This is a genomic window from Nocardia sp. NPDC058666, assembly GCF_042714895.1.
Taxonomy (GTDB): domain Bacteria; phylum Actinomycetota; class Actinomycetes; order Mycobacteriales; family Mycobacteriaceae; genus Nocardia.
In genome coordinates this window covers 408,795-433,118 of the sequence record NZ_JBHXRY010000002.1, presented here as the reverse complement: position 1 = coordinate 433,118, position 24,324 = coordinate 408,795, and the positions used below count along the sequence as shown (strand labels likewise).

Annotated in this window: 2 protein-coding genes; both read right to left on the bottom strand. The window is 70.2% G+C overall.

Annotated features, from left to right (window positions below; translation table 11 throughout):
• Nucleotides 1-14: 14 nt before the first annotated feature.
• A complete protein-coding gene (locus ACFWVD_RS08515) occupies nucleotides 15-16,799 on the bottom strand; it encodes an amino acid adenylation domain-containing protein (protein WP_379241559.1) in 16,785 nt (5,594 codons plus the stop codon).
• On the bottom strand, nucleotides 16,796-24,310 hold the full coding sequence (locus tag ACFWVD_RS08510; RefSeq protein WP_379241368.1) for an amino acid adenylation domain-containing protein: 7,515 nt from the start codon (nucleotides 24,308-24,310) through the stop codon (nucleotides 16,796-16,798). The genes ACFWVD_RS08515 and ACFWVD_RS08510 overlap by 4 nt, the downstream gene beginning before the upstream one ends.
• Between the last annotated feature and the right edge of the window lie 14 nt (nucleotides 24,311-24,324).

Here is a 24,324-nt window from a genome sequence, read left to right as displayed (position 1 = left end):
GCCGGGCGTATTCGTTATCGCGTCCCGGCCGCTCGGTCACCGGCGTCGAGCAGTTCGGCCAGGCGTGGCCCGATTTCGGCCAGCGCCTGCGGTGAGGTCATCTGATCATGCACCACCGCGACCGGCCGATCACGCACCGCGCCGTCGACATACGGGGCCCAATTGGCCGCCGCCGCCTCATGTCCCAGCGCGCTGAAGTACTCGAGCTCGCCCCGGAACACCGCGGGCCGGTGCTGCGCGATCAGTTCCGCCGAGCGCACCGCGCTGCGGTAGATGCGGCGCACGCGTTCGGGGGTGAGCACCGCCATGTTGGCCGGGATGATGGCGTGCAGGGCGGCCAGCGCGTCGTCGCTGAGTTCGCGCACGCCCTCGGCGGGCAGCGCCGCGGTGATGTCGACGCCCAGTTCGGCCAGTGCGTCGCGCACCGCGGTGTGGAAGTCGGGCACGTCGATATCGGGGTGCGAGTCCAGCATCGCCAGCAGCGACACCCGCTCCCCCGCCGCCTGCAGTTCGGTGGCCACGGCGTGCGCGAGCACACCGCCCAGCGACCAGCCCAGCAGCCGGTACGGTCCGTGCGGCTGCTGCGCCCTGATCTCGGTGACGTAGCGGCGGGCCATGTCGGCGAGGGTGCCGGGCAGGTAGCCTGCTTCGCTGAGCGCGGGTGACTGCAGGCCGAAGATCGACCGTCTGGCCGGAATGTATTGCGCCAGACCGGCATAGCACCAGGACAGGCCGTACATCGGGTGGATGCAGAACAGCGCGCCTGCGGCTTCGGTGCCGTGCGGGACCCGGTTGCGGATGGTCAACATGACGCCGAGGGCGTCGTCGGATTCGAGGTCGGGGTCGCTGCCCGCGGACTGGGCGGTGTCGATGCGGTCGGCCAGTGCGGCGACGGTGGCGTCGGTGAAGAACCACTGCACGCGGACTTCGGCGCCGACGCGGGTGCGCAGTCGGCTGATCGCCTTGGTGGCGATCAGCGAGTTGCCGCCCAGTTCGAAGAAGTCGTCGTCGAGACCGACTTTGCCCGCCCCGAGCACCTCCGCGTAGACCTCGGCGACGGCGCGCTGCAGCGGTGTGGTCGGGGGTCGGTAGGCGCGGGTGGTGGTGGCGGGGGCCGGTAGGGCGTTGCGGTCGAGTTTGCCGCTGGCGTTGAGCGGCAGGGACTTCAGGGCCACCAGGGTCGCGGGGACCATGTACGAGGGCAGCGCCGTCCTGGCGTGGGCCAGCAAAGCCGCCTCGTCGAAACCTGGTTCGCTGGTGCCGCTTTCGATCGAATAGCCCTGTGGGCGAGCAGGGGCAGGTGTGGTATCGACTTCTTGCGCGGTGGGCACCACGTAGCCGACCAGGCGATCGCCGGTCGGGCCGTGGACGAGCGCGACTACCGCGTGGCGAACGCTGGGGTGGGTTTTCAGGACGGCCTCGACTTCGCCGAGTTCGATACGCTGGCCGCGCAGTTTCACCTGAAAGTCGGTGCGGCCCAGGAATTCCAAGCTCTGGGCCGCAGTCCAGCGGACAACGTCACCGGTGCGGTACAGCCTGCCGCCGGGGTGGGCGATGAAGCGTTCGGCGGTGAGGGCGGGCGCGCCGAGGTACCCGCACGCCAGTTGCACGCCTTCCAGGTACAGCTCGCCTGCCGTGCCGGGCGGGACGGGGCGCAGCTGCCGGTCCAGGACGTGCACGCGCGTGTTGGCCACCGGGGTGCCGATCGGGCTGTTCACGGCGGCGGTGTCCACCGACTCCGTCGCGGTGACGACGGTCGCCTCGGCGGGGCCGTACCAGTTGAACAGCTTCGCACCCGGCAGGACCTGGGCGAATCGTGCGGCCGTCGAGGAGGACAGTGTCTCGCCCGCGGCGAATACCCTTCGCAGCGAGGGCAGTTCACCGGGTTCGTCGAGGAACGCGTCCAGCATCGAAGGCACGAAGTGCACGGTGGTGACGGCCCGTTCGACGATCACCTCGGCCAGATAGGCCGGATCACGGTGACCGTCGGGCGCGGCGATGACCACGGTGGCGCCGGTCTGCAACGGCCACAACAGTTCCCATGCGGCGATGTCGAAGGTGATCGGGGTCTTGTGCAGGACCACGTCACCGGGGCCGTGGGGGTAGGCGCGCTGTGCCCAGCGGAACTGGTTGACCAGTTGGCGGTGGGTGAGCATGATGCCCTTGGGGGTTCCGGTGGAGCCGGAGGTGTGGATGACGTAGGCCAGGTTGTCGGCTACCGGCATCGCGAAGTCGACTACTTCCGTTGCCGCAGTGTCGAGTTCGACGACGGGAACGTCGGCGGCGAAACCCGGTGCGGCGACCACGCAGATCGGACCAGCCGCGGCCAGCACCCGTTCGGGTTGATCCGGGTCGACCGGGACATACGCCGCCCCGGTTCGCAGCACCGCGTAGATCGCGGTCACCAGGTCGATTCCGCGCCGCATCGCCACGGCGACCAGCGTCTCGGGACCGGCCCCGTGCGCGTGCAGCGCGGACGCGGCCTTGCGCACCCGTTCGTCGAATTCGGCGTAGGTGTAACTGGTTTCGCCGTCGACCAGGGCGGTGGCGTGCGGTGTGCGTGTGACCTGTGCGTCGAACAGCGACAGCAGGGTGGTCTCGTCGAGCAGTTCGGGTGCGTCGGTGGCGTTGAGCGCGGACAGGGTCGCGCGTTCCTCGGCCAGCAGCACGTCGAGCTCAGCGATCCTGGCCTGCGGGTCGGCGGTGAACTTCGCCAGCAGCATCGAAAACCGTTGTGCCAGCGCGTGTGCGGTGTCCTCGCCGAACACATCGCGCAGGTATTTCACCGACACCCGTAGTTGTTCGTCCGCCACGACCTGCACGGTCAGCGGGTAGTGGGTGCCGTTGACCGCGTCCATGCCGGTGACGGTCACGGACGCGGCGGCTAGCGTTTCGCGGTCGACCGGGAAGGACTCGAACACCACCAGCGAATCGAACAGGGCGTCGATGCCCGCGATCTCCTGGATCTCGCCCAGCCCCAGGTGGTGGTGGTCGAGCAGGGCGGCCTGCTCGTGTTGCACTGTGCGCAGCAGTTCGGCAACGGTGGCGCCGGGAGTCAGCCGCACGCGCACCGGAATGGCGTTGAGGAACAGCCCGACCATGCGTTCCACGCCGTCGAGTTCGGCGGGCCTGCCGGACACGGTGGCGCCGAACACCACGTCGTCGCGGTCGACCAGGCGCGCGATGAGCAGTCCCCATGCCGCTTGGACCACGGTGTTCACGGTGACGCCCAGGCTCGCGGCGAGTTCGCGCAGCGCGGTGGTGTCGGCCGGTGCCAGCGCGAAGCCGGTTTCGCCGGTGCCCGTGGTGATTTCGCGGCCGTGATCGACCGGAGCCAGCGGGGTCGGCTCGGCGAGGCCGGTCAGTGCGCTGCGCCAGGCGGTCCTTGCGGCCTCGAGGTCCTGGTCGGCGAGCCAGGCCAGGTAGTCGCGGTAGGGCGCGACCTTGGGCAGACGCCTGCTGCGGGCGCCCAGCGCGTAGGCGGTGAGCAGTTCCTGCAGCAGCAGCGGCATGGACCAGCCGTCGATCAGGATGTGGTGGCTGGTGACCAGCAGGTGGGCGCTGTCGGCGGTGCGGACCAGGGTGAACCGCAGCAGCGGGGCGGCGGTCATGTCGAAGTGCGTGGCCAGGTCGGTGGCGCGAATGCGCTGGTAGGCCTGGTCGTCGGCATCGATGACCCGCCATGGCACGTCGATGTCGTCGCCGACCACCTGCAGCGGGGTGCCCGCGGCGTCGGTGGCGAAGGCCACGCGCAGGTTGTCGTGTCGGTCGAGCACGGCCTGTGCGGCCTGGTGCAGGCGTCGGTCGTCCACGGCGGGATCCAGGTGCAGGACGAACTGGGTGAGGTAGGGGTCCACCGAGTTCTCAGCCAGCAGCGCGTGGAACAGCATGCCCGACTGCAGCGGGGTCACCGGCCAGATGTCGCTGATCAGCGGGTAGCGGCGGGTCAGGCGATTCAGTTCGGTCTGGCCCATGCGGACCAGGGGGAAGTCCGACGGGGTGAATCCGCCTGCGCCGGGCTGTAATCCGTGTTCGGCGAGGCCACCCAGCGCGCGAATCCAGTGTTCGGCAAAGGTTTTGACCTCATCGGCGGTGAGCACCGCAGTGGCGTAGTCGAATCGGGCGACCATGCCGTCGTCGGTGGCGTCGACGGTGAGGACCAGCGCCAGGTCGTCGGCGGCGACGTCGGTGTGCACGCGGGCCGGGCGCAGGTCGCGCAGGCGCACCGCGAAGCGGCCGCGGTCCAGGGCGCGGACGCTGTCGGAGGTCTCGGCGTCGAGGTAGCGCAGCAGGCCGAATCCGGCGCCGTGGGCGGGGACCGCGCGGCGCAGCTCCTTGATCTGGGCCAGGGCGGTCCCGGCGGCGGGACCGCCGACCAGGGCATCGGCGGTGTCGATGCCGTCCAGGCGCAGCGACAGCGGGTAGTCGGTGGTGAAGCCGCCGACCACGTTCTCCGCGTCGGCCTTGCCGAGCAGGCGCTGGTCCGCGCGCAGCCGTACGACCGTGCCGATCACCCGGACCGCGGCGGAATCGGCGGCGGTGTGCAGGGCCAGCGCGGCGGCGGTGAGCAGCACCTCGTCGACGGTGGCGCGGTAGGCCTCGGCGACGGTGCCGACGGCGCCGGTGCCCTCGCCGGTGATGCTCAGCGAGACCCGGTTGCGCAGGTGCAGGTCGACGGATTCGCCTGCCCTGGAACGGATCGCGCGATGCCAGTACTCGCGTTCGGTGCGCGCGGCGTCGGTGGACGGGTAGTCGGCGAGCCTGCGCACCAGGTCACCCAGGCCCGCGTCGGGGGCGGACGGTGCGGCGTGGCGGCCGCGGCTCCACGCGGTGGTCAGCTGGTCCACGATCGACCGCCACGAACTCTCGTCCAGGACAAGGGCATTGGCGACCACGATCAGCGTGGCGGGGTTCTCGCCGTCGCCGGTGAGGATGAAGTGGATATTGCGACCCTCGTCCGGGTCCAGTGCCGCGGCGGCCGCGGCGACGATGTCGTCGACGGGCAGCGAGGCCTCACCGTCGTCGGTGTCGAGCTTGCGGAAGGCGCCGCCGGTGCGGTCGTCGGGCGGCGGGATGCGCAGGACCGGGGTGTCGCCGGTGCGGTCGAGCAGGGCCCACAGCATCGGGTGCTGGTTCATCACCGCGGTCGCGGCGGCGGCGACGGCGGTGTCCGGGCAGTCGGCGGGCACGGCCAGCAGCACCGCGCGCGGTTCGACCGCGGCCTCCCCCGCTTCGATGAGCTGGGCGGCGGTCGCGGTGAGCGGCAGCGAGGTGGCGGGGGCGCCCGGTTCGACGGTGATCTGGGCGCGGCCCGCGATCGCGGCGATGGTGCGCGCGTCGAACAGGTCGCGCGGGCGGAGTACGACACCGGCGGTGGCGGCGCGGGCGACGACCTGGATGGCGGTGATGCTGTCGCCGCCCAGTGCGAAGAAATCGTCGTCGAGGCCGATGCCGTCTCGGCCGAGTACGTCGGCGATCACGCGGGCGATGGCCTTTTCGGCGGGGGTGCGCGGTGGGCGATGTTCGCTGCGGGTGGTGGCCGGGTCGGGTAGTGCGCGCCGGTCGAGCTTGCCGACGGGAGTCAGCGGGATTTCGTCGAGGACGATGATCGTGGCCGGGACCATGTAGTCGGGCAGCGTGTTTGCCGCGTGTGCGGTGAGCTCGGCGGGGTCGAGGTTCTGGCCGAGGACATACGAGACCAGCATGGTCGAGCCGGTGCCGTTGTCGCGGCCGACCGTGGTGGCCCAGGTGACGCCGGGGGCGGCGGTGAGTACGGCGTCGATCTCGCCGAGTTCGATGCGCAGTCCGCGGATCTTGACCTGGAAGTCGTTGCGGCCCATGAACTCCAGGACATCACCGCGTCGGCGGACCAGGTCGCCGGTTCGGTAGAGCCGGGTGCCATTTCCCGCGGTGGTGGGCACGGGACCGGTCGACCTGTGGGTGTCGCTCACCGAAACGCCGCTGATAGACCCACCACCGGTCCGCACCTGGCTGGCGTCCAACCCGGCCTCGGGCGACTGTTGGTGCGGTTCGGCGGTGGGTTGATCGCCGAAGGGGTCGGCGATGAAGCGGGATGCGGTCAGGGCTGGGCGCTGGTGGTAGCCGCGAGCGAGCTGGATGCCGGCGAGGTAGAGCTCGCCGGTGACGCCTGCGGGGACCGGGCGCAGGCGGGCGTCCAGGATCACCGCGCGGACGCCGCGGATCGGGCCGCCCATGTGGGCGGGGTCGCCGGGGTGCAGCGGGTCGCTGATGGTGGTCATGATGGTGGTTTCGGTGGGGCCGTAACCGTTGTGGAAGTTGCGCTGGGGCAGCGTGTTCCAGCGTTGCGCTAGTTCCGTGGGGACGTGTTCGCCGCCGACGATCACCGCGCGCAGGCCGGGGACGCCGTCGGGGTCGAGGGTGGCCAGGACCGTGGGGGTGAGGAAGGCGTGGGTCACGCCTTCGGTGCGGATCAGTTCGGCCAGCTGGGTGCCGCCGACGAAGCCGGCGGGCGCGACTACCAGGGTGCCCGCGCCGCCGATGGCCAGCAGCAGTTCCAGCATGGCCGCGTCGAACGACGGCGACGCGAAAGCCAGTGCGCGCGTGTCGGAGTCGAGGTGGTAGCGCTGTTTCTGTTCGGCGCAGAAGTTGGCGAGTCCAGCGTGGGTGACCACGACACCCTTGGGGCGGCCGGTCGAGCCGGAGGTGTAGATCAGGTACGCGGGGTTGCCGGTGTTGGGCGGTGCCAGCAGTTCGATCTCGCGCAGCGCGATGGTCGCGCAGGTGGCGATCTCGGCGGTGAAGGCCCGGTCGTCGAGCGCGACCCAGCCGCCACCGGGCAGTTCGGGCAGGCCCGGTAGTTCGGCGGCGAGGGTGATGCCGAAGACGGCACCCGAGTCGGCGACCATGTGGGTGATCCGCTGCGCGGGGTAGTCGGGGTCGATCGGCACGATCATCGCGCCGGTGCGGGCGATCGCCCAGACCGCGAGCACCGATTCGACCGAGCGTCGGATCGCCACCGCGACAGCGGTTTCCGGGCCCGCACCACGGGCGATGAGGCCGCGGGCCAGCTGGTTGGCGGCGGCGTCGAGGTCGGTGTAGGTGAAGCCGCGACCGTCGCCGCGCAGGGCGATGCCGGTGGGGTTGGCGTGTACCGCGTCGGCCATCAGTTGGGCGAGGGTGCGTGCCGGTTCGGCGGGCGGGCCCGCGAAGGTGGTCTGCGCGGCGAGTTCGGCGGAGTCGAGCAGGGCGATATCGCCGACGGCCGCTTCCGGGTCGGCGACCACGGCCGCGAGTAGTCGGGTGAACCGCTTGCCGAAGCTCTCGACGGTTGCCTCATCGAAAAGATCCGTGGCATAGGTGAATTCGGCATGCACGCCGCCGTTGTGCTCGCGCACGGTGAGCAGCAGGTCGAACTGGGCCTCGCCGGTGCGGGCATCGAGCGCGCCCACGGTGATTCCGGGCAGTTCGAAGGCGACCGGGGCGAGGTTGTCGAACGACAGCGCCACCTGGAACAGCGGGTGCCTACCGGCCGATCTGGTGGGCTGGATCGCGTCGACGACCCGCTCGAACGGGATGTCGGCGTGGGCGAAGGCGCGCAGGTCGGTGTCGCGGATCTGGGCCAGCAGTGCGGTGAACGGCTGACTCTCGGTGATCCGACTGCGCAGCACCAGGGTGTTGACGAACATGCCGACCAGGTCGTCGAGTTCCCGGGCGCCGCGGCCCGCGATCGGGGTGCCGATGGCGATGTCGTCGGTGCCGGACAGGCGGGCCTGCAGCACCGCGAGCGCGGACTGCACGACCATGAACACCGTAACGCCCTGTGCGCGAGCTAGTTTGACGAGCTCGGCGTGCAGTTCGGGGTCGATATCGAAGGCAGTGGTCGCGCCGGTGAAGGACTGGTGCGCCGGGCGCGGACGGTCGGCGGGCAGCGCGATGTCCTCCGGCAGACCGGCGAGTTCGTCGAGCCAGTAGGCCAGTTGGGTGGCTGCGATGGAGGCGGGGTCGGTCTCGTCGCCGAGCAAATCCCGTTGCCACACCGCGTAATCGGCGTACTGCAGCGGGAGCGGTGACCAGGTGGGAGCTGTGCCTGCGGTGCGGGCGGTGTAGGCCTGCACGAGGTCGCGGGTGAGCGGGCCCATCGAGAAGCCGTCGGCGCTGATGTGGTGGGCGACGAAGACCAGGACGTGGTCGTGCGCGGTCAGTCGCAGCAGTCGCAGCCGGACGGGGGGTTCGGCGGTGACGTCGAATCCGGTGGTGACGACGCGGCGCACCTGGTCGAGGAGGGTGTCTTCGGTGATCTCGACGGGGGTCAGATCCACCCGCACCGCGTCGGGTGCGAGCACATCCTGGAACCCGTGTGCCGGGTAGCGGGTGCACAACACCTCGTGACGTGCGAAGACATCGGCGACCGCGAGGCTGAGCGCGGGCAGGTCGAGGGTGCCGGTGAGGCGCAGGGCGGCGGGGATGTTGTAGACGGTGGCGTCGGGGTCGAGGCGGTTGAGCAGCCACATCCGCTGTTGCGCCGGCGACTGGGGCAGGCGCTCGGGACGCGGGGCGGCGATCATCGGCTGGGTGGTGGACTCGTCGGCTCGGTGCACGCGCTGGGCGAGTTCGGCGACGGTCGGGGCTTCGAACAGCAGGCGGACGGCGACCGTGCGGTCCAGGGCGGTGCCGATGCGGGCGGCGGCCCTGGTGGCGAGCAGGGAGTTGCCGCCGAGGGCGAAGAAATCGTCATCGGCGCCGACGGTGGGGGCCGCGAGGATCTCGGCGTAGACCTCGGCGATCAGTTGTTCGGTGGGGGTGGTGGGCGCTCGGAACGAGGCGGGCTCGAATTCGGGCGCGGGCAATGCTTTTCGATCCAGCTTGCCGTTGGCGGAGAAAGGCAGCTCGTCGAGCACCACGAACGCGTCGGGGACGAGGTAGTCCGGTAGCCGGTCGGCCAGTGCTGACTTCAACTGGGCGACATCGAGATTCACGTCTGCTTCGCGGCCGACCACGTAGGCGACGAGCCGGTCCCCGATGCCCGAATCGGTGCGGGCCAGGACCGCAGCCTGCGCGATATCGGGCAGGCCGAGCAGGACGGCCTCGATCTCGCCCGGCTCGACGCGGAAGCCGCGCACCTTGACCTGGAAGTCCGTGCGCCCTTGGAAGATCAGCTCCCCAGTTGCCGCAGTGCGGGTGACAAGATCGCCGGTGCGGTACATGCGGGCACCGGGTTCGAAGGGGTCGGCGAGGAAGCGTTCGGCGGTCAGGGCCGGTTTGCGCAGGTAGCCCCGGGCGAGTTGGACGCCGCCGAGGTAGAGCTCTCCCCTGATGCCGGGGGCGACGGGGCGCAGTCGCTCGTCGAGCACGTACACGCGGCTGTTCCACTCGGGGGCGCCGATCGGCACGGTCAGCACGTCCGCGGGGGTGACGCGGTGGTCGGTGACCGAGACGGCGGCCTCGGTCGGACCGTACAAATTGTCGATCCTGGTGCCGGGCAACGCTTTCAGCAGGCGCTGGGCCAGTGTCGCGGGCAGGACCTCGCCGATCGCGAGGATCCGAGTCAGCGAGCCGAGCTCATGTTCTACCTGGCGGGAGCGCGACTCCCAGTAGCCGGTCATGACGTCGAGCAGGGACGGCACCGCGGTCAGGGTGGTGACGCCGGTGTCGGCGATGAGGGTGTCGAGGTAGGCGGGGTCACCGTGTCCGTCGGGAGCGGCGATCACCAAGCGGGCACCGCAGACGGCGGCGGACCAGAATTCCCAGACCGACAGGTCGAAGGTGGCGGGGGTCTTCAGCAGGAACACGTCGTCGGCATCGGTGCCGAATTCGCCGCGCAGCCACTGCAATTGGTTGATCGCGGCCGCGTGCGGCACCGCGACACCCTTGGGGCGGCCGGTGGAGCCGGAGGTGAACAGGACGTAGGCGGTGTTCTCCGGGCGCAGCGGGGCACGACGGTCGGCATCGGCGATGGGGCCGGGGTCGGCGGAGGCGATCACCGGGTGGTCGACGCGCACCACGGGTGCGGCGTCGGTGCGGAAACCGTTGGACAGCACGCAGATCGGGGCCGCGGTGTGGAGGATGTAGTCGGTGCGGTCGGCGGGCTGGTCGGGGTCGATGGGCACGTAGGCGCCGCCGGAACGGGCCACCGCGTACATGGCGACGACAAGGTCGATCGAGCGCGGGAGTGCGAGCGCGACCAGGGATTCCGGGCCTACGCCGATCGAGATCAGGTGGCGTGCGAGCCTGTTCACGCGGGAGTCGAACTCGGCGTAGGTGAGTTCGAGGCGGCCCTCTGGTAGATCGGCGACGAGCGCCACCGCGTCGGGGCGCGCGTCCAGCGGTAGATCGGCCAGCGTTCCGCCCGGTACAGCGAGATCGGCTGCCCCGCTGACGATCTCAGCGGCACGTTCCGCATCGGTACGCAGGTCGACATCGCCAACCACGACGGCAGGATCACGCACGACCGCGTCGAGCAGCAGCGCCAGTCGGTCGACGAACGCCGCGACGGTGGCGGTGTCGAACAGGTCGGTGGCGTAGGTGAGGAAGCCCTCGATACCGGCGGGCGATCCGTCCGCGTCGTAGCCGTCGCCGACGATCAGGTGCAGATCGAATTGGGAGACAGGCAGTTCCGTCGCGACGGGCGCGATCCGAAGCCCGGGCAGTTCCAGCGCGGCGTGGTCCACATTCTGGAACGACAAGCCCACCTGGAACAGCGGGTGGCGTGCGGTGGAGCGCGGCGGATCGAGCACCTCGACCAGCTGCTCGAACGGAATGTCGGCGGCGGCGAACGCGGCCAGATCGCTGCTGCGTTGTGCGGCAAGCAGATCGGTGAACGCGGCACCGCCGTCATAGCGGGTACGCAGCACGACGGTATTGACGAACATGCCGATCAGATCGTCGAGTTCGCGCTCACCCCGTCCGGCGACAGGAGTGCCCACTGCCACGTCCTCGGCACCCGACAGTCGAGCGAGCAGCACGGCGAAAGCGGTGTGCAACACCATGAATACGGTCGCACCACTGTCGCGGGCGATATTCGCCAGCGCCGCGTGGGTAGCGGCATCGATGCGCACCGGCACCCGACCACCCGCGAGCGAGGCGACGGCGGGACGCGGGTAATCCGTGGGGAGTTCCAGCAGGTCCGGCAGGTCGGCAAGTTCGGAGCGCCAGAACGAGAGCTGTTGGGCGGCAGTCGAGTCGGCATCTGTTTCCGTGCCGAGCCGGTTCTCCTGCCACAGCGCGTAGTCGGCGTACTGCACGGGCAGCGGGGCCCACTCCGGCGCGCGACCCGCGGCACGAGCGACGTAGGCGGTGGTCAGATCGCGCACCAGCGGCGCCATCGAGGAGGCGTCCGCGGCGATGTGGTGCACCACCACGGCGAGCACGTGTTCGGTGGGCGCGTCGCCCGTGACATCGAACAGCCGGATCCGCAGCGGAACCTCGGCCGTCACATCGAACGTGGTCGAGGCCAGGGCAGTCACCCGCGCCGCGACATCAGCAACCACCGCCGGTTCGAGGTCGAGGTGCACCTCGTCGACCGGCAGGATCTGCTGGATCGGGCCGTTGTCCGTGTCGGGGTAGATCGTGCGCAGGACCTCGTGCCGGGCCAGCACGTCGTGCAGGGCGGCGGTGAGGGCGGACAGGTCGAGGGAGCCGGTCAGGCGTAGCGCGAAGGGGAGGTTGTAGGCGGCGGTGCCCTGGTCGAAGCGGTTGAGGAACCACATGCGGCGCTGAGCCGGCGAGAGCGGCAGCTCGGCGGGGCGCGGCAGCACGGTGATACTGCTGGCGGGTGTGGTGACCGACTCGGGGTGCAGAGTCGCGGCAAGTCCCGCGACGGTAGGGGCTTCGAAAACCGTACGCACGGCGACCCGATCACCGGTGGCGGCACCGAGGCGGGCGACCAGGCGGGTGGCGATCAGGGAGTTTCCGCCGAGGGCGAAGAAGTCATCGTCGGCGCCGATCTCGTTGCGGCCCAACACTTCCCCGAATACCTCAGCGACCAGTCGCTGCGGCCCGGTGCTCGGCGCACGGAAAGCCCGTGCGGCGAAGCTCGGTGCCGGGAGGGCCTTGCGGTCGAGTTTGCCGCTGGGGTTGAGCGGCAACTCGTCGAGCACGGTGATCGACGCCGGAACCATGTACGCAGGAAGGATTTTCGCGACCAGCGCCAGCAACCGATCGGCCGCAGCGGTCTGCCCGGGCGCGGGCACGACGTAGCCGACCAGCTGATCGCCCAGCTCGGTCGAAACGACCACTGCCACAGCCTGGCTGACGCCCTCCTGCGCGAGCAGAGCCGCCTCGATCTCACCGAGCTCGATCCGCTGCCCACGGAACTTCACCTGAAAGTCGGTGCGCCCCAGGTAGTCCAGCCGCTGCGGCGCATTGCCCGCGGGCCGACGCCACACCACCAGATCACCGGTGCGGTACATCCGGGCACCCGCCGTGAACGGGTCGGCAACGAACCGATCGGCAGTCCACCCGGGCCGCCCGACATAGCCGCGCGCCAACTGATCGCCCGCGAGATAGAGCTCACCCGCGATACCGGGGGCGACCGGCCGCAGACGCGCATCGAGCACGTACACACGACAGTTCCACTGCGGCAACCCGATCGGCACCGACCGTTCGCCGGCGCGCGCGGGCCAGTAGGTCACCGACACGGCCGCCTCGGTGGGCCCGTACAGGTTGTGCAGCCGCGCCGAACTGACGGCCGCCATCGCCTCGACGGTCTCCGGCGGGAGCGCCTCACCGATGACGAAGATCTCCCGCACGGACTCCAGGCCCTGCGCGGTTGCCTGCGCGGCGAACGCGGTGAGCATCGACGGCACGAAGTCGGTGACGGTCACCTTGTGCCGTGCGATCAGGTCGATCAGATACGCGGGGTCACGGTGACCATCGGGCGAAGCCAGCACCAGTTTCGCGCCGACGCGCAGCGGCAGGAAGTACCCCCACAGCGACACGTCGAACGTGGTCGCGGTCTTCTGCAGGTACACATCACCCAGTGCCAGTGGGTATTTGGCCGTCATCCACACCAGCTGGTTGTGAATGGCGGCGTGCGAGACCACGACACCCTTCGGCTTGCCGGTGGAGCCGGAGGTGAACAGGACGTAGGCGGGGTGCTCGGGGTGCAACGGTGCGAGCAACTCGGCCGGCTGGACCGGATCACCGTGTACGCCGGTGAAATCCAGCTCGCCCAGGCGCAAAACGGTGGTACCCGAAGGCACCTCGATGTCGTCGAGGCTCAGCACACACGCAGGCCGGGCGGTATCCAGGATGTACGCGGTGCGTTCGGCAGGGTGATCAGGGTCGAGCGGCAGGTAGGCGCCACCGGCGGTGAGCACCGCGTACATGGCGACAACGAGCTCAGGTGACCGCCGAATAGCAAGCCCGACAAGCGTTTCCGGGCCGATTCCCTCGGCGATCAGCACTCGCGCCAGGGCATTGACCCGCACGTCGAACTGCCGATACGTCAGCTCGGTGTCCTCGAAGACCACCGCGACAGCGTCCGGATGTGTCTGCACCGCACGCCGATACGCGTCCAGCGTCGACTCCCCCACCACCGGATGGCGGGTGTCGTTCCAGGTGACAAGCGTCTGCTCCCGCTCCCCCTCGGTCAGCAGGTCGATATCACCGATCGCGATATCGGCGTCCGCGCAGACCGTGTCGAGCAGGCGCGTGAACCGGGCCGCCAGGGTTTCGATGGTGTCGGCATCGAACAGATCGGTGGCGTAGGTGAAGGTCGCCTCCATCGGCGACCCCGGATCGGTGCCGGGCACGATGGTGAGCTGCAGATCGAAATGTGCCACCGCGCTCCCGAATTCGACAGGTGTGGCGTCGAGCCCGGGTAGTCGTAGGTTCGGCAGGTCGAGATTCTGGAAGAACAAGGCCACCTGGAACAGCGGGTGATGGGCCTGCGAACGGACCGGGTCGAGCAGTTCCACCAGTCGCTCGAACGGCAGGTCCGCGTTGGCGAACGCGGAAAGGTCGACACGCTTGGTCTCGCGCAACAACTCCGCGAAGCTCGCGCGTGCGTCCAGGTGCGTGCGCAGCACCAGGGTGTTGACGAACATGCCGATCAGGTCGTCGAGTTCACGGGCGCCACGTCCGGCCACCGGGGTGCCGATGGCGATGTCGTCGGTGTGCGCGACGCGACCCAGCAGCGCCGCGAAAGCCGCGTGCACGACCATGAATTCGGAGGCGCCGCTGCGCTGGGCGAGTTCGGCCAGCGCGGTGTGCACTGTCGCGGGGATCTTGAAGCCGAATTCGGCTCCGCGGCCGGTGAATACGGGGGGGCGCGGGCGATCGGTGGGCAGGTCGAGGCGGTCGGGCAGCCCGGCCAGCGCGTGCCGCCAGTGCGACAACTGCACGGCGGCAAGGGAGTCGGGATCGGTTTCGGCGCCGAGTAGTTCGCGATGCCACAGCGTGTAGTCGGCGTACTGCACCGGCAGCGGCTGCCAACTCGGCCGTGACCGGTTGCGTCGGGCCAGATACGCGCCGAGCAGATCACGCAGTAGCGGCTTGATCGAGGCGCCGTCGGCGGTGATGTGATGCACCGCGACCGCGAGCACATGCTCACGCGGGCCCAGCTCCGCCAACGCCACCCGCAACGGCACGCCCGCGGTGACATCGAAACCGGTGGCCGCGAATTCCGCCAGCCACAATGGCAATTCGTCGTCGGACAGCGCATCGAACAGCACGTCGGGCACCGCGTCGGCCAACGGCAGCACGACCTGATGTCCGACACCGTCGAGCTCCGGGTACCAGGTGCGCAGGGATTCGTGCCTGCCGACCAGGTCCATCAGGGCGGCGTGCAGCGCACGGGGGTCGAACGACCCGGACAGGCGCAGCGCGAACCCGACCGTCTGGGCGGTGGATGCGGGATCGAACTGGTTGAGGAACCACATCCGCTGCTGCGCCGGCGACAGCGGAACCAGCTCGGGTCGCCCGCGCGGAGTCAGCGGCGCGTGTTCACCCGACCCCTTCAACGGTTCGAGCGCGACCGCAAGGGCTGCGACAGTGGGACTGTCGAATACGTGACCGGCGGGGACCCGAGCCGACAGCTCCGCCCCGAGCCGAGCTGCGGCCCGGGTCGCGAGCAGCGAGTTCCCACCGAGCGCGAAGAAGTCGTCATCGGCACCGACCGGGCTGTCGGGCGCCAGCAGTTCGGTAAAGATCTGCGCGACAAGCTCTTCCATCGCACCGGCGGGCGCACGGAATTCCTCGGCACGCAGTGTCGGCGCGGGCAGCGCGTCCCGGTCGAGCTTGCCGACGGGGGTCAGCGGGATCGTGTCGAGCACCGTCAACGAGGTGGGCACCATATGCGCGGGCAGCTGCGCCTCGGCATGGGCGAACAGTGCCTCGGTGTCGATCGACGTCCCGGGCGCGGCGTGCACATAGGCCGCGAGAATCGTTGTTTCGCTGTCGACTTCGTGCCCGACGGTGACTGCGAAGTCGACACTGTCGTGCGCGGTGAGCACGGAGTCGATCTCCCCGAGTTCGATCCGGAACCCACGCACCTTCACCTGAAAGTCGTTGCGCCCCACGAATTCCAACGCGCCATCCACCCGTCGACGCACCAGATCGCCGGTGCGATACATCCGCGCGTCGGCGAAGGGATCGGCCACGAACCGGCAAGCGGTCGCGCCCGGCGCACGGTGGTAGCCTCGCGCCACCCCGTTGCCCGCGATGTACAGCTCGCCGATCATCCCGTCGGGCACCCGCCCCAGGCGTTCGTCGAGCACATACTCGGTCACCCCACGCAGCGGCGCCCCGATGGTGACCGTGTCGCCGACCACCAGCGGCACACTGATATTGGTGACGATGGTGGCCTCGGTCGGCCCGTAGCAATCGTGGAACCGCCGCGAACCCGTGGCCCAGCGCCGGATCAGATCCGGCGGGCACGCCTCGCCACCGGTGGTGACCACGACCAGGTCGTCCAGGCCGGTCGGATCCAGCGTTGCCAGCGCGGCGGTGGTGATGAACATGTGCGTCACCGCGTCGCGGCGCAGCACGTCGGCCAACTCGGGGCCGCCGAGAACTCCCGCGGGCACGACCACCATCGTGGCGCCCGCGCTCACCGCCATCAGCAGTTCCAGCACTGCACCATCGAACGAGGGCGAGGCGAAGTGCAAAGTGCGCGAGGAAGATTCGATCCCGTAGTGCGCGCGCTGTTCCGCGCCGTAGCCGGCCAGCCCGGCGTGCGTGACCACCACACCCTTGGGCAGACCCGTCGACCCGGACGTGTACACCACGTAGGCCGGATGCTGCAGCCGCAGCGGGCGCACCCGGTCGGCGAAGGTCACCGGATCCCCGGACTGATCCTCGCAGGCGCGCCGCACCTGCTCGTCGTCCAGACACAACCACGGCACGCCGTCGGGCAGCCGGTCCATCGCGGCACCGACCGCGAGACCCAGCCCCGCACCGGAATCGGCGAGCAGGTGGCGCACCCGCGCGGGCGGGTAGTTCGGGTCGACGGGCAGGAAGGCGGCACCGGTCTTGGCCACCGCCCACACCGCCAGCACCGATTCCGGCGATCGCGGGATGCCGATGGCCACCAGGTCCTCCGGGCCGACGCCCTGGGCGATCAGCAGCCGCGCCAGCCGGGTGGAACGCTCGTCGAGCTCGGCGTAGGTCCAGTGCACCGGCGCGGACACCCCATCGTCCCAGGACAGCGCCAGTCCGTTCGGGTTCGACTCGACTGCCACCGACAGCAGTTGCGGCAGCGACTTTCCGCGCTGTCGAGCTCGGGGGCTCGGCGCCCGGTTCGCCCGGGTCACGACAGTTCCGCCCGATCGACGGAGTCGTCTTGCCGTTGCCCGGTCATGCTCACACCTCGTACCTATCCATCCATCTCGACCACCGTGCGGCGTTGGAGAGGCTGCCCGGCGCTGCCGATCATCTCACCAAGCGCGACAATCCTCGCACCGGTACCCGCACCGGGCCGTGCGACCGCCACCGCGGACTCGGTGAACACGTGGCTCACCTCGTCCGCACCCCCCTCGTCGGTCCCCAACACCATCGTCGCCCCGGCGATCCCGGCCGCGACGATCTCGAGCACTCCGGCCACCGAATCGGGGTTGCCCGCCGCGCGGGTGCGCGATTCGAAGGTGAATCCGGTGCGGTGCGCGACCTGCTCGGCGGCGGTGGCCAGTGCGTCGAAGCTCAGGGTGCGCCCGCCCCCGACGAAGGCCACGTCGTCGCCGCGCAGGGCCCGGGTGCGGTGGGCGTAGCCGATCGGGCGCGGCGATTCCGCGGCCAGCTCGGTGATCAGGACCGGGTCGGCCAGGTCGTACCAGTCCAGACCGTCCGGCGCGTCGAGGATGTCCAGGGCCAGGCCGAGTTTCAGTTCGAGGTCGGGGCGGTCGGGCAGGCCCGCGTCCATGGTCATCAGCGGCACCACCGCGGCTCCGGCCTTGAGCACGGCCCAGGTGGCGATCGCGCAGTCCAGGCCACGGTCGAGCCGGATGGCCACGCCGGTACCCGGTCCCGCGCCGCGGGCGATCAGCGAGCGCGCCAATTGTGAGGAGCGGGCGTCGAATTCGCCGTAGGTCAGGTGCGCATCGCCGAAGTCCAGGGCGGGTGCGTCCGGGTCCTGCTCCACGACCGACGCCAGTTCCGCGGCCAAGGCGGCGCCGTTGGCCGACGGTGCCGGCGCGTAGGAGGCGGGGGTCAGTTCGCGTTCCCTGGCGTCGCGCAGGTCGATGTCGCCGACTCGCACCGTGGGATCGGCGGCCACCGCGGTGACGATCTCGGTGAGCCCGCGCGCGAACGCCTCGACGGTGGGTTCGTCGAAAAGGTCGGTGGCATAGGTGAACACGACGCCGATCTCGTCGGGTGCGCCGGCGGCAGTCAGGCGCGGTTCGATATCGACCTGCAGGTCGAACTTGGCGGGGCGAGCCGCAGTGTCCATCGCCTCGATGGTCAGGCCCGCCAGGCGCAGCACCGGTGTCTCGTTGTTGTGGAACGACAGCACCACCTGGAACAGCGGGTTGTGCGACACCGTGCCGCTGGGCGCCAGTTCCTCCACGACCCGTTCGAACGGTAGGTCGGCGTGGGCGAACGCGGCGAGGCCGACTTCGCGTGCGGTGCCGACGATGTCGTCGAAGCCACGGTCGGGGTCGACGTCGGTGCGCAGGGTCAGCGTGTTGACGAACATGCCGACCAGGTCGTCGAGTTCGGGTTCGCCGCGGCCTGCGATCGGGGTGCCGATCGTGATGTCGGTACTGCCGGAGATCCGGGCCAGCAGCACCGCCAGTGCGGCGTGCACGACCATGAACAGCGACGCGTTGTGGTCGCGGGCGATCTCGGCCAGTGCCGCGTGTGTGTCGGCGGGCAGGGTGGTGCGCACGTCGGCGCCGCGCAGCGAGGCGTGCGCGGGGCGGGGGTGGTCGTGCGGCAGTTCGACGATGCCGGACTGCCCGGCCAGGGTGTGCCGCCAGAACGCCAGTTGCTGTGCGGCGGTGGACAGTTCGTCGTTCTCGTCGCCCAGTACCGCGCGCTGCCACAGCGCGTAGTCGGCGTACTGCACCGGCAGAGGGGCCCAGCTGGGTGACCGGCCTTCCACGCGGGCCCGGTAGGCGATCGCGAGGTCGCGGGCCAGCGGGGCGAGGGAGGCGCCGTCGGCGATGATGTGCTGCACCACCACGGCGAGCACATGCTCTTCTTCGGCGAGTGGGTCCGCGCCCGGGGCGGTGAACAGCCCGGCGCGCAAGGGAACTCGGTCGGCGACATCGAATCCGCCTGCGACCAAGCGCATTACCCGATCGCGGGGATCGACGCAGTCCTCGATGGGCAGGCCCGTCGGCAGGACCGTGCGCACGGGCAGGATCTCCTGGTACGCAACGCCTTCCGCGTCGACCGGGAATCTCGTGCGCAGGGCCTCGTGCCGTTCGAGCACATCGGCGACCGCGTAGCGCAGGGCCGAGGTGTCAAGGGCGCCGCGCAGTCGCAGCACCAGCGCGATGTTGTAGGCCGGGGAGTCCGGGTCGATGCGGTTGAGCAACCACATCCGCTGCTGCGCGGGCGACAGCGGGACCACACCGCGATCCTGTGCCGGGATCAGCGGCGGTCGCGGCGCGGCCACCGAACCGGGCCGCACGCAGGCGGCCAGCGCGCCGACGGTCGGCGCCTCGAACAGATCGCGCACCACGAGATCGGTACTGAGCGCGTGGTTCACCCGGGCGATGGCCCTGGTGGCCAGCAGGGAGTTACCGCCGCGGTCGAAGAAGTCGTCGTCCAAGCCCACTTCGGGCACTCCGAGCAGTGAGGCGAAGACCTCGGCGACGCTGAGTTCGATCGGCGTGGTCGGTGCCCGGAAGGCGGTGACGGCGGTGAACTCCGGTGCGGGCAGCGCGGCCCGGTCGAGCTTGCCGTTGGCGGTCATCGGCAGTGCCGGGATCACCACCACGGCGTCGGGGACCAGGTAGCCGGTGAGCCGTTCGGCGACGGCGGCACGCACGGCCGCCCCGTCGAGGACCACGGGATCGCCGACCGGTTCGTCGGTCTGTTCCCCGCCGCCGTCGGCACGGACGAACCGGGCTCCCACCGGCGCTTTCGTGGCGACGTCCTCGGCGGGCTCGACAGCGCCTGCCGCCGGGACGACGTAGGCGATCAGCCGGTCACCGGCGTGCTCGTCGGCGCGCACGACGACCACGGCCTGCCCGACTCCGGGTACACGGAGCAGGGCGGCTTCGATCTCGCCGGGTTCGATGCGGTAGCCCCGCAGCTGGACCTGATGATCGCCGCGGCCGCCGTATTCCAGAGTGGGCGTGCCACGGAAACCGATCCAGCGGCCGAGGTCGCCGGACCGGTAGCGGCGCGCGCCGGGTTCGCCGAACGGGTCGGCGACGAAGCGGGTGGCGGTCAGGCCGGGCCTGCCCAGGTAGCCGCGCGCCAGTTGCTGGCCCGCGAGGTAGAGCTCGCCCGCCACCCCGAACGGGACCGGTCGCAGGCGGTCGTCGAGCACGACGATCGACAGGCCGGGCAGCGCGCGCCCGATGAGACTGCCGGGCAGCTCGGTCTGCTCGCCTTCGGGAGCCAACAGTTGGTACGAGGCGTGCACGGCCGTTTCGGTGATGCCGAACATATTGACCAGTTCCGGTGCGCCGGAACCATTTCCGTAGCGGTCGTACCAGCGGTGCAGCTTGCGCGGGTCGAGTTCCTCGCCACCGAACACCACGTAGCGAAGCGGCAGTGCGGGGGCGCCCGCGGCTTGGGCGGCGCGGTCGGCTTCGTCGAGTTGGGCGAACGCGGTGGGGGTCTGGCTCAGCACCGTCACGTGTTCGCGGGCCAGCAGTTCCCGGAATTCGATCGGCGAGCGGGAGGTCATGTGGTCGACCACGACCACCGACGAGCCGCCCGCCAGCGCGCACCACAGTTCCCAGACCGAGAAATCGAAGGTGAAGGAGTGGAACATCGTCCACACGTCGTCTTCGTCGAACGCGAACAGCAGCTGGGTGTTGGCGAACAGTTCGAGCACATTGCGGTGGGTCACGCCCACGCCCTTGGGCATGCCGGTGGAGCCCGAGGTGTAGATGACGTAGGCGAGGTGGTCCGGGCGCAGCGGCGCACGACGTTCGGTGGGGTGCAGGGGCGCGTCGGAGTGGTCGCGCGCGTGTTGCAGCAGCACCACGGGCAGACCCGACAGCGGCGCCAGCAGCTCGAACTCACCCGGAGTCGTCAGCAGCACAGCGGGTTTCGCGTCGGCGACGATGTATTCCAGGCGTTGCGCCGGGTAGCCGGGGTCGATCGGCAGGTAGCCCGCGCCTGACAACAGCACCGCCAGCAATGCGACCGGCAGCTCTTCGGTGCGCGGAACCGCCACGGCCACTACGGAATCCGGCCCTGCACCCCGGGCGATGAGCGCGCGCGCCAATGCCGAAGCGCGGCCCAGCAGCTCGGCGAAGGTGAGCGACCGCTCCCCCGCCCTGATCGCGATGGATTCCGGCCGCTGCTGCGCCTGCATGGTGAGCAGGTCGGCGAGCGTCACCTCGGGCACCGCGATGCCGGGCGAATCTCCCTCTCGCAGAACGAGTTCGCGCTCGCCGGGGGCGAGCACGTCGATGTCACCGACCGGTTTCGCCGGATCGGCCACCACCGCGGCGAGCACGCGCGTCCAACGGTCGGCGAAATCGGCGACGGTGGCGCGGTCGAAAAGGTCGGTGGCGTAGACGAAGTTGGCCGAAAGCCCTTGTAGCGCACCGTCGTTGCCGATCCGTTCGGCGATCTCCACCTGCAGGTCGTACTTCGCCAGCGGCACCGTGAAATCGGCGGCCGAGACCGCGAGACCGGGCAGTGCCAGGTCGGTGCGGGCCAGGTTCTGGAAGGTCAACATCACCTGGAACAGCGGGTGCCGCGCGGTCGAGCGGACCGGTTCCAGCAGTTCGACCAGGCGCTCGAACGGGACGTCGGCGTGCCCGAAGGCCGCGAGGTCGCCCGATCTGACCTGGGTCAGCAGGTCGGTGAAAGCCAGCGCGGGGTCCACCTCGGTGCGCAGGACCAGCGTGTTGACGAACATGCCGATCAGGTCGTCCAACGCCTGTTCGCCGCGACCGGCGATCGGGGTGCCGATGGCGATGTCGCGGGTGCCCGACAGCCGGGCCAGCAACACTGCCAGGGCGGTGTGCACCACCATGAACAGGGTGGCGTTGTGCTGCCGGGCCAGCGTGGCGAGGCCGCCGTGTATCGAGGCGGGCACCGGGATGCTCAGCATGCCGCCCGCCCGGCTGGCCACCGCGGGTCGCGGCCGGTCGGTGGGCAGTTCGAGCTGCTCGGGCAAGCCCGACAGGGTCGTGCGCCAGAAGTCCAGTTGCCGCGCCAGCACCGAGTCGGGGTCGTGTTCGGCGCCGAGCAGTTCGCGCTGCCACAGCGTGTAGTCGGCGTATTGCACCGGCAGCGGCGGCCAGTCCGGTGCGCCGCCGCCGCGCCGCTCGGCGTACGCGGTGAGCAGGTCCCTGGTCAGCGGCGCGAAGGAGAAGCCGTCGGCGGCGATGTGGTGCACCACGCACACCACCACATGCTCGCTGTCCGACAGGGCCAGCACCCGCACCCGGATCGGCGGCGCGGCGGTGACGTCGAAGCCGGTCAGCGCGACGGCGGCGATCGCGGTGGTCAGTTCGTCCTCCGACACCTCGACGATGTCGAACTGCGGCATCGCGGCCGGATCGCCCGCCGCGAGCACCACCTGATGGCCTTCGCCGTCGAGCACCGAACGACCGATGGACCGATCCTGTTCTGCCGCAATGGTTTTGTCGGCAACACGGCCCACCTCGGCAACACGGGCCTCCTCCGCCACGCGGTTCATCCCGGCCACGGGGTAGAGCGTGCGCAACACCTCGTGCCGTGCGATCAGGTCGGTGATCGCGGCGCGCAAGGCCGGCAGATCGAGGCGGCCGGACAGGCGTGCGGTGACGGGAATGTTGTCGATGGCCGAGGCCGGATCGAAGCGGTTGAGGAACCACATCCGCTGCTGCGCATAGGACAGCGGGATCAGTTCGGGGCGCGGGCGCGGGGTCAACGGCAGCGCCTGCGCCGCGAGTCGTTGGTGCTCGGCACGATTCGCCAACGCGGCCACAGTCGGCGCTTCGAACACCGCCTGCACCGGCACGCGCACATCCAGCGCGGCACCGATGCGGGCCACCGCCTGCGCGGCCAGCAGCGAGTCACCACCCAGTTCGAAGAAGTCGTCGTCGGCGCCGACCCGGCCCGCGCCCTCGCGCAGCAACAGTGCCGCGAACACGTCCGCGACCACCTGTTCGGCGGGCGTGGCCGGGGCACGGAACCCGCGCACGGTGAACACCGGTGTCGGCAGGGCGGCCCGATCGACCTTGCCCACCGAGGTCAGCGGCAGCGTGTCCAGGACCATGATCACCGACGGAATCATGTACGCGGGCAACGATTCCGCCAGGAAATCCGCCAGCGCGCCGGTATCGACCGTGCGGCCCACGCGCGGCAGCACATAGGAGACCAGCGCCGTGGCGCCCGAAGGCATTGTCCTGCCCAGGGTTACGGCCTGGTCGAGGTCCGCGTGCGCGGTCAGCGCGTTGTCGATCTCGCCGAGTTCGATCCGGAAACCACGCACCTTGACCTGAAAGTCCGTGCGCCCCAAGAACTCCAGCGCACCATCGCGTTCGAACTTTCGCACCAGGTCGCCGGTGCGGTACAGCCTGCCCGGCCCGAACGGCGAGGCGACGAACCGCTGCGAGGTCAGGTCCGGCCTGCCCAGATATCCCTGCGCGAGCGCGGGACCCGACAGGTACAGCTCGCCCACCACACCGGTGGGCACCGGCTGCAGCCGCGCGTCGAGCACATACAACCCCATGCCCGGCACCGCGTGACCGATGGTGATCGGCGCGTGCGCGTGCAGTGGCGCGCTGGTGGTGGCCAGGATGGTCGCCTCGGTGGGCCCGTATCCGTTGTAGACCGCGCGCCCGTCGGTGGCCCAGCGGCCCACCAGATCCGGACCGAACCGGTCACCGGCGACGATCACCGTCGACAGATCCGGCAGCCCCTCCGGCTCGACCGAGCCCAGCGCGCCCGGCGTGATCAGCAGGTGGGTGACCCGTTCGCGACGCAGCAGCTGCGCCAGTTCGAAGCCGCCGAACACCCGCGGCGGTGAGATCACCAGCGTCGCACCGACCGTGAAGGCCAGCAGCAGTTCCAGCACCGACCCGTCGAAGTTCGGCGAGAACACGTGCAGCACCCGTGAATCCGCGTGCACGTCGAAGTGTTCGCCCTCGGCGGCGACCAGCGAGGCCAGCCCCGCGTGGGTCACCACCACGCCCTTGGGTTTGCCGGTGGAGCCGGAGGTGTAGATGACGTAGGCGGGGTGCGCCTCGTGGATCGGCCGGACCCGGTCGGCATAGCTCACCGCGTGCGCGGGCCGCACGGCGATGCGCTGCGCGACCACCGGATCGTCGAGTTCGATCCAGTACGCGGTGGTACCGAGGAACGCGCGATGCGCGGCGGTGGTCAGGCCGATGGTGGCGCCGGAGTCGGCGACGATGTGCGCGATCCGGTCCGCCGGGTACGACGGGTCGACCGGCACATACGCGGCACCGGCTTTGGCGATGGCCCACACCGCGAGCACGGACTCGATCGAGCGGGCGATCGCGATGGCTACGACATCGCCCGCCCCCATGCCACGGTCGATGAGTTCGCGCGCCAGCTGCGAGGACCGCTCGTCGAGTTCGCGGTAGGTGAGTTCGCGGGCATCGTCGGGTAGCCCGGTGGGGTTGTCACGAACCGCTGTCGACGCCGCGGCGGACTCGACCGCGGCCGTGAGCAACTGACCGAACAGTGTGGTGCCGGTGGTACGACGCCTGCCGGCATGACCAGGGCGACGGGGGTTTTCCACAGAGCAATACACCT